At 64.7% G+C, this 12,635-nt stretch carries 12 protein-coding genes; 3 read left to right on the plus strand and 9 right to left on the minus strand.

Translation table 11 applies throughout. The annotated features are described in order from the left end of the window. The 9 genes from ACVISU_RS18410 to ACVISU_RS18450 form a co-directional block, all read right to left on the minus strand. On the minus strand, positions 1 to 810 hold the full coding sequence (locus ACVISU_RS18410) for a TonB C-terminal domain-containing protein (RefSeq protein ID WP_456707863.1): 810 nt from the start codon (positions 808 to 810) through the stop codon (positions 1 to 3). Then, the gene (locus ACVISU_RS18415) at positions 807 to 1,208 is read right to left on the minus strand and encodes a hypothetical protein (RefSeq protein ID WP_456707864.1); all 402 of its coding nucleotides are present in this window, start codon (positions 1,206 to 1,208) and stop codon (positions 807 to 809) included. The genes ACVISU_RS18410 and ACVISU_RS18415 overlap by 4 nt, the downstream gene beginning before the upstream one ends. 152 nt (positions 1,209 to 1,360) lie before the next feature. After that, a complete protein-coding gene (locus tag ACVISU_RS18420; protein ID WP_024578845.1) occupies positions 1,361 to 1,765 on the minus strand; it encodes an ExbD/TolR family protein in 405 nt (134 codons plus the stop codon). A gap of 5 nt (positions 1,766 to 1,770) precedes the next feature. Then, positions 1,771 to 3,810 carry a DUF2341 domain-containing protein gene (locus tag ACVISU_RS18425; RefSeq protein ID WP_456707865.1) on the minus strand — a complete coding sequence of 680 codons (2,040 nt, stop codon included), beginning with the start codon at positions 3,808 to 3,810 and terminating at the stop codon, positions 1,771 to 1,773. Then, positions 3,810 to 5,504 carry a ShlB/FhaC/HecB family hemolysin secretion/activation protein gene (locus ACVISU_RS18430; RefSeq protein WP_456707866.1) on the minus strand — a complete coding sequence of 565 codons (1,695 nt, stop codon included), beginning with the start codon at positions 5,502 to 5,504 and terminating at the stop codon, positions 3,810 to 3,812. The genes ACVISU_RS18425 and ACVISU_RS18430 overlap by 1 nt, the downstream gene beginning before the upstream one ends. 237 nt (positions 5,505 to 5,741) lie before the next feature. After that, the gene (locus ACVISU_RS18435; protein ID WP_456707867.1) at positions 5,742 to 6,725 is read right to left on the minus strand and encodes a FecR family protein; all 984 of its coding nucleotides are present in this window, start codon (positions 6,723 to 6,725) and stop codon (positions 5,742 to 5,744) included. Positions 6,726 to 7,185: 460 nt separating this feature from the next. Next, positions 7,186 to 7,728, minus strand: coding sequence for an RNA polymerase sigma factor (locus tag ACVISU_RS18440; RefSeq protein WP_050406100.1), 543 nt, complete (start codon positions 7,726 to 7,728; stop codon positions 7,186 to 7,188). A gap of 190 nt (positions 7,729 to 7,918) precedes the next feature. Beyond that, positions 7,919 to 8,647, minus strand: coding sequence for an energy transducer TonB (locus ACVISU_RS18445; protein ID WP_063695490.1), 729 nt, complete (start codon positions 8,645 to 8,647; stop codon positions 7,919 to 7,921). After that, positions 8,644 to 9,396, minus strand: a complete 753-nt coding sequence (locus ACVISU_RS18450) for an STN domain-containing protein (RefSeq protein WP_456707868.1) — start codon at positions 9,394 to 9,396, stop codon at positions 8,644 to 8,646. Before ACVISU_RS18450 ends, ACVISU_RS18445 begins: the two co-directional genes overlap by 4 nt. Positions 9,397 to 9,811: 415 nt before the next feature. Here ACVISU_RS18450 and ACVISU_RS18455 point away from each other — a divergent pair, with 415 nt between their 5' ends. From ACVISU_RS18455 to ACVISU_RS18465, 3 genes are read left to right on the plus strand one after another with little or no spacing between them, the layout of a single operon-like run. Beyond that, a complete protein-coding gene (locus tag ACVISU_RS18455; protein ID WP_456707869.1) occupies positions 9,812 to 10,519 on the plus strand; it encodes a TetR/AcrR family transcriptional regulator in 708 nt (235 codons plus the stop codon). A gap of 19 nt (positions 10,520 to 10,538) precedes the next feature. After that, positions 10,539 to 11,510 (plus strand): ABC transporter permease, encoded by a 972-nt coding sequence (locus ACVISU_RS18460; protein WP_456707870.1) that lies wholly within the window; start codon positions 10,539 to 10,541, stop codon positions 11,508 to 11,510. A 41-nt stretch (positions 11,511 to 11,551) separates the two neighbouring features. Further along, entirely contained in the window at positions 11,552 to 12,568 is a 1,017-nt protein-coding gene (locus ACVISU_RS18465; protein WP_456707871.1) for a sugar ABC transporter substrate-binding protein, read from the plus strand. Positions 12,569 to 12,635 lie beyond the last annotated feature (67 nt).

The raw sequence follows: 12,635 nt of genomic DNA on the forward strand, positions 1-12,635 counted from the left end.
TCAGCTCGGCCGTCGCGCGGTGACGCGCGTGACCACCGGCATCGGCATGTCCTTGGGCGGCGGTTCGCGCAGCGTCAGGCTGCCGATCACCTCGTTGCGAAGCGCGGCATCGATCTCCGGATTGCCTGATGACGGCGTGAGGACGACGCGGGTGACGTGGCCGGAGCCATCCACCCACAGCCGCACCTGGATCTGCGTCGCCATGTTGCGGGTCTTCGGATTGGCGCGGATTGCCGCCTCGACCTGCGAGGTGATGATCGTGGTGTACCAACCCCAGCGGCTGCCACCTCCGCCGCCTCCGCCATACGGGCTGCCGCCGGGCTTGCCGCCGAGATTGAACAGATCGCCGGGTCCGGTCGGCTTGGCATCAAGCGACAGCGGACCGGGCGGCTCGTCGTTCTTGGCGTCCTTGGCCGGCTCGTCCTTTGGCTTGTCGACCGGCTTCTCTTCCTTGAACTCGGGCTCCGCCATCTTGGGCTGCTCGATCATCTTCTGCTCGGGCTGCGGCTGTGGCGGCGGAGGCGGAGGTGGCGGCGGCAGCGTCACATTGACGATGGTGAGATCGCGCACCTGACGCGGCGGCGGCAGGTCGTCATGACCGAGAAAGAAATAGGCGACGCCGCCAAGGAACAGCGCGACTACCGCCACCACCGCGCCGTAACGCAGCAGTGCACTGCGCTCGCCCTTTCGGGCGGCCGTGTTGCGGGCGGCCTTCGGCAGCGCCGCGACTGTTGCGGGCGCGACGGCAACATCGTGATCGTCGGCCGGCGGCGCGGCACGCGCGTTCCGGTCCCGCATCGGCGCGTTCATGGCGCGGCCTCCACCGAGGCGCGGTCGAGCAGCCTGTCATTGACGTATTGCATCACGAAGCTGGCAAGCGCGTCGAAGTCCGTCGTCTTCAGGATGACCTTGGTGTCGGGGCCTGCTTCGATCGCCGCGTGAAAGGTCTCAACCTCGCTCAAATAGTCGACATAGGCCATCGCGTCGATCGACAGGCGGGCCCACGGGCATCGCGAGATCGTCAGCCGCAACGGGTTGTCAGCGGGCTCGCGGCCTGCGACGTGCCGGCGCAGCACATCCGCGAGCTTGACCAGCAGGGCCTCGCCATGAACCGGAAATGCCACCACCTCGCCGCGCGGCTCTTCGCGCCCTACCGGGGCGACCGGCAACACGGGGAGCTCCGCGCCAATACCGACGCGGATCGACACCTGAGGCGCGGGGTCGGCACGCGTTGACGTCGGCGGCACCGCAGCCGTGCTCGAATGATCGCATCATGCCGCTCAGCCATGACCGCAGCGTCCTGCGCTCCGTAAGTGGGAAAGGTGCTGGCTGCGTGATCATGGCGTCACTTCCGGCTGGCTCACTTCACGAGCGGCTTGGTGGCGAGCCCGACCTGGCTCAGGCCGATGCGGCTGAGCAGGTCGAACACGTCCATCACGCTCTGGTACTGCGCCTGCGCGTCGCCGCGCAGCACCACGGGGAATTCGGGCGTCAGGGCCTTCTGCTGCACCAGCCGCTGCTCGAGCTCGGGCAGCGTGACCGGTATCGTGTCGAGGAAGATCTTGCCGTCATTGGCGACCGTGATCGCCTTGGTGGTCTGGGTCGCAAGACTGGGCGCTGCCGAAGCCTTCGGCAGATTGACCTTCTGTCCCTGCACGGTCGCCGTCGTCATGATGATGAAGATCACCAGCAGCACGTAGGCGAGGTCCAACATCGGCGTGATGTTGATGTCGTCATAGGGTTTTGAATCGGCCTGGATCTGCATCGCAATTACTCCGCGGCGACGCGATGTTCGATCGGATCCGGCCGGTCGGCGGAATAGAATTCCGCCATCTTGGTCACGAACTCGTCGACGAAGACCTGAATGTCGTTGGTCAGGTCCTTGATCCGGGAGATCAGGTAGTTGTAGCCGAACAGCGCCGGGATCGCGACGCCGAGACCGGCGACGGTCGCCACCAGCGCCGCCGCGATGCCGGGCGCGATCGCGTTGACGTTGACGTCGCCACTCGCCGCGATCGCCGCGAAGGTGATCATGACGCCGACCACGGTGCCGAGCAGGCCGAGGAACGGTCCGCCGGAGATCGCGATCGTCAGCACCACCATGAGGCGATTGAGCCGCTGCATCTCCTTGACGACGCCGCTATCGAGCGCGGCGCGGATCGCCGCGATCGAGACCGCCGACAGCACCGGAGCGCGCGGCGAGTTGTTGAAGCGATGGCGGATTTCCGCGGCGCCGATGTGATAGATGCGGTAGAGCGAGGACGAGCGCATCATCTTGGCGTCGGCCTCAGTGAGACGTCCGCCCAGCGTCGAGATGTCGTCGGCATCGCCGCGATCCAGCATGGTGAGATCGGCGGCGATCTCGCGGAATCCCTTCAAGAACTGAGCGTTCGCCTTGGCCTGCTTGCTGAGATACGAGGCCCTGTCGAACATCACGACCCAGCTGACCGCGGCCATGATCAGCAGAATGCCGATCACCACCCAGCCATCGAGCGTCACCGACTTCAGGATCACCGCGAAGTAGCCGGACAGCCAGCTTGCGGTCTCCTCATCGACGCTGAATGCCATCAGCTTGGCCTGGTCGGGACCCTGCCCGATCGCCATCACCTTGATGAGTCCGGCGGGGCGCGCGACCTTGCTGATCTGCAGTTCGTCGATGTCGCCGACGAAGCCGGCCATCGCGGCTGCAGCAGGCGCAGGAGCAGGCGTCGCCGCCGCATCCGGCGTCGCTGCGGGCGCGGCGCCACCGCCCGCAGCCGACGCATCAGGGGGCACTGACGGTGTTGCTGCGGACGGGGCCGTCGCAGGCGCGATCGGAGAAGCGCTGGAGGTCGACGAGTCTCCTCCGATCAGGCCAACGGTATTGAGGGCCGGCAGGCTCGCGCTGAGCGCGGCGTAGGATACGCCGTCGAGATAGAGCGTGACCTGGCCGTTTGCCGCGACGACAGCGACATGGTGCCAGCTGCCGGCCGTCACCGGTGCTCCGGCGGTCGAACGCTGCACGGAGCCGGCATTGGTGACCTCGACAAACGGGCTGCCATTGTCGACACCGACCACCAGTGCATTGGCGCCGTCACGCCGGCTGAACAGCGCGGCGTTGGGCTGCAAGGCAGCCGGCTTGATCCAGGCCGACCAGGTCAGCGTGGCACCATCCGGCGACGCCAGCGACGGTGAGGCCGGCATGGTTAGCGGCGTACGGCCGTCGAGCCGCAAGCCGGTCCCGATCAGCGAACCGTCCGCCGGCTGACCGACGCTTTGGGCGTTGTTGGCCCACACCGAGGAATCGATCGCCGGCGTGCCGCGCTCGTTGAAGTGGTAGACCGCGAGCGTATCCGGATCGTAGGCGCCCTTGGGATCGCTGGTCGCGAGGGCTTTCTTGTTGCCGTAATAGAGCCAGATATCGGTCCGCGCGCCCGGCGCGATGTTCGGCACCGCGACCCAGACCAGGCCTTCGCCAAGCAGGGAGTCGAACTTCTCGATGTGATGCTTCAGCGGCGTCTTGTCGTCACCGGCGACGAACCGCAGATCGCTGCCGTCGTCCTTCGCCGCGCTGAACCGGAAGTTTCCGACATGCAACCGCACCAGCACCGGCGCCGAGCCGATCGGATCGGTGACATTGGCCCCGGTCGCGCTGACGTCGACCGTGATCTTCTTGCGCATCGACCATTCGTCGTTCCACCATGCATTCGCCGGCGCGAGCGACGCCACCAGGGCGACGAGCCCGAACAACAATGCCGTCGCAGCGTTTGCAATGCCTCGGCGCAGCGCCGGCCGGCGCGTGCCCCGCTCGAGAGTAAGACCCATCCCCATCAGAATTCACCCCAGATTCGGAAGTTCACGCGCGGACTGTTTGCGTGCGTGTATTGTTGAGCGACCCCAGGCACCGAAAGCGCGACCATGCCGTTGAAATATTCGAACGTCTTGAATCGCGTGCCGAGGCCGTAGCTCCATGCGACGAATGACGATTGCTGATCAGGCAGCGGCTGCTGGATCGACGCGTATCCGGCATCGAAGAACGTGAAGAAGCGCCAATCGTTGAAGGTGATGAAGCGCGGCTTGCCGTCGCCGGTTTCGCTCTTGAGCTCGCCTTGCAACATGCTGCCGACATTGGGCGTGCGCAGCTCGAAATTGGCGACCGCGCCGTTGTCACCGAGCACCTCGGATTCGAGATAGCCGCGAACGGTATCGAGACCGCCGAGGCTGAACTGCTCGCTCGAGACCAACGGACCGTCGGCAATCTGTCCCTGCACCTTGCCGTAGAGCTGGAAGCCTTCCGGCAGCTCCTGGGTATGCGAGACGTCGAGGTTGAGGTGGGTGAAGCTCGGCGAGGCCTTGAAGCGCTTCGCGTCGAACTCGTCCCACGGGCTGCTCAGCGTCCGGATGTTGTAGGTGACGCCGGCGTTGAACTGCGTCGTGAACTTCTCTTCCTGGAACGTCGCCCCATAGGTCGCGACGACGGGATAGTAAGTGACGGGCGACGAGAAGCCGTCGGTGCCGAGCTTCACGGTCTGGTCGAAATGCTTGTAGTCCATGCCGACCGACAGCGTATGGAACAGACCCTCGCGCGTCGGCAGCGTGATCACGGCGCGCTCGCCGATGATCGTGCCGGGGCCGACCACATTGGTGCCGCCGATCGACGCAACATTGCTGTTCGACTTGACGCTGTAGAACAGCAAACTGAGCCAATCGGCGTTCGGTATCCGAGCCATGTACGAGCCGGAGAACACCTCGGCGTCGCTCGGGCGTTCCGGCGCGACCTGATAGGTGAAGCTCAGGGAATGCCCGAGCTGCCATAGATTGTCGTAATGCACGGTGGCGGAGACGCGGCTCGCCGTGGTGGACGGCGATTGCCGGTTGTTGGCTTCGAGGCTGGCGTGGAACGGCGCCTTGTCCTCGACATTGAGGTCGACGTCGACGGTGCCCGGCGCGACGCCAGCGCGCAGCGCTGGCGTCACGCGGCGATCCGGCCACTGGTTGAGCGACACGATGTCCTTGGTGACATCGGTGAAATTGGGAACGGTGCCTTCCTTCAGGGAAGGCGCGCTATCCTTGATCCGGTCGAGATCGAAATAACGCGAGTTCTTCACCCGCAAACGCCCGACCTTCAGCTCGGTCACCTTGAGGGTGACCACGCCGCCCGTCACGTTCTGCTGCGGGACGGCGACGCTGACGGTCTGGAAGCCCTTGTCGTGATATGCCTTCTCCAGCGCGGCCCGCGCCTTCTCGACGTCATCCGAGGTCTTGTTCGGACCGAGGAAGGGATAGATCGCCTCCTCGATCTCAATCTGCGGCAGCTTGTCGGCGCCCTGCACGGCAAAGTCGTCGATGTCGAAGCGCTGCAGCGGCGCCGACGACTTTTGCGCCGGTGCGTTCGCTTGCGCCGGCTGCTTGCCCGCCGGCGCTGCGGCCGTCGCCGCATCTTTCGCTGCTTCCTTCGCCGCGCGCGCCGGAACGACGGCCGCTACAGAGCCAACCACGGCGAGTGCCGCAGCAGACACACGCAACCCGATCCGACATCGCTGACGATGCCCAGTATCCCGATGATCTCTTCGACTACGCACAGACGTCCCACTTAGTTCGCGCAGACGCGCGCCATCGCGACAGGAAGGCCGCGATGACGACGCCTTACTCAGAAGACGTTTGGGCGAATGCAAACCCGCAAAAGAATCTGCGGCGGCGCAAAAGAAATTTTTGGTTTGTTAGGAAATCGAGCGGCGCGGCGGCGATTCGTTCGACTTTAGTCAGCTCATCAACACCACGCCGCCGGGCAGCGATGTGATCCGCGCGCCAAACAGTTGCTCGACCTGTGCGACGAAATTGTCGAGCTTATCGACCTGAAACGTGCCGTTGACGAGCCGGCGTTTCAGTTCCGCGCTGGTAATGATGATCTTTCCGGCGCGATACCGGTTCACTTCGTCGACGACGCTCGCCAGCGGCCGGTCGCGGAAGATCAGCAATCCGGTCTGCCAGGCCGCAACCTGCTTGGCGTCGACCGGAAGCGATGCCTGCAAACCGGCGCGCGAGTAGGTCACCTGTTCGGCCTTGCGAAGCTGCACCGAGCGGCCGTCCTGCTCGACGGTGACGATACCGTCGAGGCATGTCACCGAAACGACGCCATCGAGGCAGCGCGCGTTGAAATCGGCCTGCAGCGCGCTGATGCGCCCGTCGCGCGCCAGCATCACCAGCGGCGTCGACGACGACCGTCGGGCGACCACTGAAGCCTCGCCCGAAATCAACTCGACCCGCGTTTCGTTCGGCGTGGGCCGCAGCGCCAGGCTGGTCTGGGTATTCAATTCGACCGATATGTCGGGCGCCAGCATCACCTTGCGCTGCTCCCCCTTTCCGGTCCGGTAGTCGGCCGAGAGTTCGTCGATCGACGGCCACATGTCGAGTGGCGGGCGGATCATCATATAGCCGGCGGCGGCCGCGATCGCGCCGCCGAGCAGGATGCGGCGCGTCAAGAAGCGTGATGGCCGGGGCGGCAACACCACCACGGGGGCTGCGGCGGCCCGCTCATCGGCGAGTTCCTTTGCCGCGGCGCTGGCGCTGCGCAGCAGCCGGGCAGCCGCCTTGAAGGCATCCTCGTGGTCGGGACTTTGCGCGCGCCAGCGTTGCAACGCGTCGACGTCGGCGCGCGTCGGCGCGCCGGCTTTCAGCCGAACAACCCAGTCAAGCGCCTCATCCAGCAACGGATCGGGCCCGGAAGTGCGCGTCGGCTCGGTCACGACGGATTGCTCATCACCCTGCTCGCCAACCTCAATCTCCCGATCGCGTCGAGCACATAGCGAAGGTCGCTATATAGACGATTCCGACGGCAGCAGGGCACTGCAATCGGCCGTTGCGCACAACGCAAGCAGAAACAACCGGCAATCGCAGCTTGCGCCGCATCGCACGCCGGGAGGCGGCGCGATGATGGCATGCCGGGCCGATCAGGTCTGAACGTGTTTTCAGGCGGCTCAACACTTCCAGCGAACCTTTCCTAGGCACCCAAACGGTCCTCATGAGATCGCTTCTACCCTATAGACGACGGAAGGCCCGCTATCCCGCAGAACGGAGGTTGAAAATCCTGCAGCCTGTGACCCCTGATTTCAGGTCAAGCGCCTGCAATTGTTGGAAATAATTCCTGCAACAAATTTCGACGGCCGCTGCGCGTGACGGCGCGCGTCGCGGCCGCGGCGAATTCGGTCACGAACGGGGACGAGGACCGCCGAGACGACGGATGAGAGTATAATCGAGGCAATCGGCACAATGGCTCAGAGCCAACTTCAAATCGCTTTCCACCGTTCGTACGCTGACCCCGAGGCAGGTCGCCACATCGCTCGGCGTCTGTCCCTCGATCGTAATACGATAAAGCACATCGCGCGGCCGCTCCGGCAATTTGGCCAACGCACGCTTGAAAGCATCGATATCGGAGCGCGCCTCGACGATTCGCGCCGGGCTCGGTCCGTCGTCGCTGACGTCGAGCAACGAATCGATTTCAGTCGCGCTGACGCGGAGATTCTGCGCCTTCTGGCGATCCCTGGCGATGTTGATCGCGATACGGAAGATATAGTCGGCGGGGCTGCGGATCGGCACGGCGTCAGTGACCCGCTCCAGCCGCAGGAACGTCTCGTGCAGGGCTTCATAGGCGAAGTCCGACGACCCCAGACGGCGGGTCAATTTCTTGACCAGCCCGTCGTAGTTATCTGCAAGCTGGCCCCGCAGCCGCACTCGATTGATTTCAGCCACGTTTCGCGGCCTCCTAGACACCAGCCCGATATCCAGATTGAATTGTTCTTGAAGCTTGGCCCATCTCGTAACGGCCGCGCACAACACATTTATGACGGCAACAAGTCGACACCGAACGACACGGAATGCGCGGCCCCAGGGTCACATCTCGGGGCCGATAGCAGCGCCCGATGAAGATTGGACGGCCTGATCAAGACGGATCGAATTCGAGCCAAATCTGGATGTTGAGCCGATCGGGCAATCCCCACGGAATCGATGGCAGCGGCTGCGCACGGCGGATCGCGTCCACCGCGGCCTTGTCGAGCACGGCCTGCCCCGAACTGGTCTTGACCCAGACGTCAACGACGGAGCCATCGCGTTGCATCGAAAACAACGTCTCGACCGTTCCATGCAACCGCCCCGGCCGCGCCGCGCTCGGATAGCGCCGATAGCGCGCCACGTGTCGGAATAGGGTCTGCTGAAACTTGGCGGCAACACTGTCCGGCGGCGTGTCGGCGGACGACGGCGTCGGACGCAGGCTCGGCACGGTCGGCTCCGCCGGCATCGGCTCCCGCGCCGGGGCCGCCGTCAGATTGTCGAGCGGCGGATCGGAGCTCTCCAGCGACGCCTCGGTCCGGCTCGCGAGCGTCGCGGTTTGCGGCTCCGACGCGGGCGCAACCGGAATCGGCGCAGGCGATGGGCTCGGCAGCAACCGAACCTGGACGATCGAGCTCTGCTCCCGGCTTGCCGATCCGGCCGGCGGCAGCAGGCGGATCCAGTAGATTCCCCCGACGAACAGCAGGGCCGCAATGGCCGGCACCAGAAGCAGGCGCAGCACCTCGCCCGAGGTCCATGCGCTCGGATCTTCGGGACGAAATCGCAGCGTCATCGGCCTCAAGTCGCGCGCGCCATCCGTCCCGCTGCTGTCGCTGGCACTCATTGGAACGATTTCACCCGGATCGCGATCCGCACCGGCTGCGACGCATTCGCGGGCGTCGTCCGGCTGACGGTCAATCCTTGCAGCGCGGCGGTCACGGCCGCATCGCGGTTCTGGTCGCCGGTCGAGCGCAGCAGCTGGGTTCGCTGGATCGTGCGCGAGGGATCGATCCACAGATCGACGACGAGCTGATAACTGCCGCCGCGCGACCCGATATTCTTCTGCAACGCCTTTTGCAGGTCGAGCTGCAGGCTCTCGCTGTAGTCGCGCAGCGCGCCGCTGCCGTTGCCGTCGCTGGTCGCCCGCACCTGCATCGTGCCGAGCGACAGATCCGCGGTCGCAAGCGGGCTCGCCGGCGGATGGTCGGCGCGGGCGCCGCGCGAAGCAAGCGTGATGGCATCCGGACGAATGTACTGGACCTTGAGGTCGGTTCCGGTCAGCAGCATATTCAAGGCATCCTCGGGCGTCAGTCTGCCTTCGACCGACGTCGACTTCCGGCCCGTCGCAGAATTGCTCTCATAGAGCACCTGAACGCCGGTTCGTTCGCCATAAGCCTGCAGCGCGCTCGCAAGCTGCTGGGCGGGGATGTTGAATTCGATCGCTGCGGATGCCGCGACGGTATCGCGCTGCTGGGCGGCAACCGCGCAGATGCCGCCGATCAGGAGCGCGGCACAAATCCCGAACAGATACCGCGACGTTGCGGAGGCTCCCGGAGCGCCCGCGCGTGCACCATGTGATCCAACTGCCGTCATAACCTTGCTTCGGCCCAAAGTTGACCGTGGATGGGTGAAATTCGGCCAGCATGTCTGTGCGGGTCGGCCTACCGGCCAGCGAGCCTGCGTTCTTTATATCTGGAATGTGACGGCCGTCTAACCGGCAACTTGTTGGGGTGGAGTGCCGGAATTTGTGCTGACCTTTCAGCGCGAAAAGTTCCCGACCGCGCCGGAGCGGCACCGGGCACGAGACGCGGCGCAGGCGAAAAACGAGCGAGCGCTCTCTCAGAAAATTCGATCGCCCCCCTTTTCCGGACGCCGGTTCGTGGGCTAGGACTTAGGCAAGGGCGCAAAGCCCGGCCTGGACCGGCAACAAAATGAAATGGTCCGGGGACATAGCCAGGGAGGCAATTTGGGTCTCGCGCGTCAGCCGCCGGGGACTAATGCGTTTGCGATGGACGTGCTTTGCGCACGCATTCTCGAACGCCATCGGGATTCCATCCGGGTCCAGAAGCCGCATCTCGCCGTTCCGAACCTCACGCGCATCATCGGCGCCACGCTCACGCTTTCCAACAAGCACGGCTTTCACGCCACCACGCTGCGCCAACTCGCAGAGGCGTCCGGCCTCAGCATGGGCGGCCTCTATACCTATTTCGACAGCAAGCCGACGCTGCTGTCGATGATCCTCAGCGAGGTCGCCGAAACCGCCGCCGAGGTCCTTACCGCACCGCCCGCCAGCGTGAAGCAGGATGCGCGCAAGCATTTGCACTGGATCATCGCCACCCACGTTCGCATGAGCGAGGCGATGCAGCCCTGGTTCGTGTTCTCCTTCATGGAAGCAAAGTCATTTCCGCCCGCGGAACGCCAGCGCGCCATCGAAATGGAGGTGATGACCGAGAAGATCATCGCCGACGTCCTGAAGCAGGGCGTCGCCAGCGGGGTGTTCGCCATCGACCAGGTCGCGCTGACGGCTTCGCTGATCAAGCCGCTGCTGCAGGACTGGTACGTCAAGCGCGCGAAGTACCGCAGGCGCGGCACCTCGATCGAGGCCTACATCAACGCCGTCAGCGCCTTCGTCGATGCCGCGGTCGCCCGCAGGACGCGGCCCGGCCGCGTCGCGACCGGGCCCCGCACGAGATCCAGGCCGACGGCGCAGCCATAGAAGCAGGAAGGACGAGGCAATGAAGCGACTGCGGTTCAATCAACAGGAGATCGTCTTCGCCGTATTCGCCGTGCTGTTCCTGGCGTTCTCGATTTTCCTGCGCGGCTTTCTCACACCGGAGAACATGCTGACGCTGCTGCAGAACGTCGCGGTGCTCGGCATCCTCGGACTTGCAATGGCGCTGGTCGTGATCGGGCGCGGCATCGACATCTCGCTGATCGCAGCGCTCGCGGTCCCACCCGGCCTCGTGCTGCAGATGGTGCAGAACGGCCACTCGCTGCCGGCTTCGCTTGCGACCGCCGTGCTGCTCACGATCGCGTTCGGCCTGGTCAATGGCTGGCTGATCGCCTACGCCGAGGTTCCTTCGCTGTTTGCGACGCTGGCGACCGGCCTGCTGCTCGCCGGCCTCGGACAGGCCGCGCTGTTTCAGCTCGACGTCGTGCAGTGGAGCGACGGCATGAAGGGATTCGAGCGGCTCGGACAAGGCACCATCGCCGGCATCCCGACCTCGATCGTGATGTTTGCGATCGCCTGCGTGGTGGTCGCCTTCCTGCTGCGCCAGACGCGCTGGGGCGCCTACATCTACGCGATCGGCGACAATCCCTATGCGGCCCGCGTCACCGGCATCCCCTCGCGGCCGATCATCGTGCTGCAATATGTCGTCGCGGCGCTGATCGGCTGCTTTGCGGGCCTGGTGATGGCGGCGTCCGTGAATTCGATGCCGACCCGCGTCTTCAATTCGACCCTGATCTACGACGTCATTCTCGTCGTCGTGCTCGGCGGCATCGGCCTGTCGGGCGGCCGTGGCGGCGTGCTCAACGTCATCATCGGAACGCTGCTGATCGGCACCATGCTGAACGGCATGACCATCATGGACATCTCCTACGCCGGCCAGAACCTCGTCAAGGGCGTCGTCCTGCTGCTCGCCGTCATCACGGACTCATTCCTGAATCCGCGCAACGAAGAAACGGCACAGCAGGGCGACATCTGAACCAAGTCAAAGAACGATCAATCACGACCAAGGAGGAAGCAATGAAGTACGCTGTCAGGACTGCCAAGGTGATCGCCGCAGCGCTCGGGCTCGCGGCCATCGCCGCCCCGGCTCTGGCCCAGCAGGGCCTCGACGAGCCGTTCCAGAAACCGTTCAAGGAGGCCCTTGCCGGCAAGACGGTGGCCTACGTTCCGGTCGCCATGAACTTCGACCTCACCGAAGGCTGGTACGCCGGCATGAAGAAGGAACTCGAGCCCCTCGGCGTCAAGTTCGAGATCCGCGATCCCAACTGGAACACCAATGCCGGCGCGCAGGCGGTGACCTCGCTGATCTCGGAAAAGCCGGCCGTGATGGTGATCCACAATCCGGACGTGCAGACCTACGCCAAGCTGCTGCAGCGCGCCGAGAACGAAGGCATCTACGTCATCCAGATCAACATGGGATCGGCCTATCGCTCCTCGGCCTTCGTCGGCGCCAACTGGATCGAGATCGGCGAGAAGGACACCGAGGCCGTAGTCAAGGCCTGCCAGGGCAAGTCGAACAAGATCGCCATCGTGCAGGGCGCACTTTCGGCGGCCGCCAGCGCCTACACGCTCAAGGGCGTCGAGAACGTGCTCGCCAAGCATCCGGAGATCAAGGTGGTCTCGAGCCAGGCCGCCGACTGGGATGCCGCAAAAGCCAAGGCGATCACCCAGACCGTGCTGAAGCAGAATCCCGATCTCTGCGGCATCGTCGGCTTCTGGGACGGCATGGACATCGGCACCGCGGCCGCGGTGAAGGAAGCCGGACTGACCGGCAAGGTGTTCGTTGCCACCTCCGGCGGCGGCGAGCGCAAGGGCGCGTGCGAACTGGTGAAGTCCGGCGCGTTCGACCTCAATTTGAGCTACGACGTGCCGACCCAGGCCGCGCAGATGGCCGGCACCATCAAATGGCTGCTGTCGTCGGGCGCCAAGGCCGGTTCGGTCAAGGGCTCCGAGTACACCACCCTGATTCCGATCACCAAGGAGAACGCTGACAGCCAGACCGCGTGCTGGAACCTCAGCGACCTGAAGAAATAACCCGGTCCTTCCCGCTGGACGTCCCGGGCTCATCCGGCCCGGGACGTTGATCTCCCATAATCGAACG

The sequence above is a fragment of the Bradyrhizobium sp. USDA 4452 genome, assembly GCF_054063575.1.